Source organism: Vibrio sp. 704 (assembly GCF_033339295.1).
Genome location: NZ_JAWOUH010000720.1, coordinates 1 through 592, shown reverse-complemented (window position 1 = coordinate 592; position 592 = coordinate 1). Strand labels below are relative to the sequence as shown.

At 45.4% G+C, this 592-nt stretch carries 1 protein-coding gene and 1 pseudogene; one reads left to right on the top strand and one right to left on the bottom strand.

Annotation, left to right across the window (positions count from 1 at the left end; translation table 11 throughout):
* Positions 1-8 precede the first annotated feature (8 nt).
* Positions 9-245: a hypothetical protein gene (locus R7R24_RS28735; protein WP_025510058.1), complete on the bottom strand. Its 237-nt coding sequence runs from the start codon at positions 243-245 to the stop codon at positions 9-11.
* Positions 246-452: 207 nt separating this feature from the next.
* On the opposite strand from R7R24_RS28735, the pseudogene R7R24_RS28730 reads away from it, so the two are divergent.
* Positions 453-592, top strand: a pseudogene (locus R7R24_RS28730) (LysR family transcriptional regulator); the annotation flags it as partial.

Here is a 592-nt window from a genome sequence, read left to right as displayed (position 1 = left end):
GTGACCGATTAATCGCGGCGGCCACGAAGTTCAATCGGTTGGGTAGATGCATCGGTTTGAATCATCACGCCGCCGTATATCGCTTCATTACGGCCTTTCAACGTAAGTTGCGAGTTTGCGCGTTCAACATCCACTTGGTTCGTATTGCTCATTGTCATGTCGATGGTACCTGTGTATGAGCCATCCGCCGCAAATGCCACATTCGCTGAGCAAACCATCAAGCCTAATGCGATTAGTTTTTTCATACATCACCTCTGTTATTGTCTGTACCTGTGTCGATGTAGAAACTGTATCAACGCAAAGGGGATGAGACGAGGAAACTCCTGATTTACCAAATGGAAATCCCCTTTCTTCACTTCCGATAGATGCCTCAATAAAATTGACCGTTTGCTGTCTTTGGATGATCAGCTCAACGCTATGATGTGAAGCGAGCCGAATTGTTGGAGTAAAGAATGGCGATTAATCTGGATATTCAAAACATTCTTGTGCTGAAGCGCATGTATGAGCTGCGCAATGTTCGGTTAGTCGCAGAGTCGTTAGGAAAAACATCCGGAGCCATCAGTAAAAACCTCACCAAGATGAAAACCCAGTT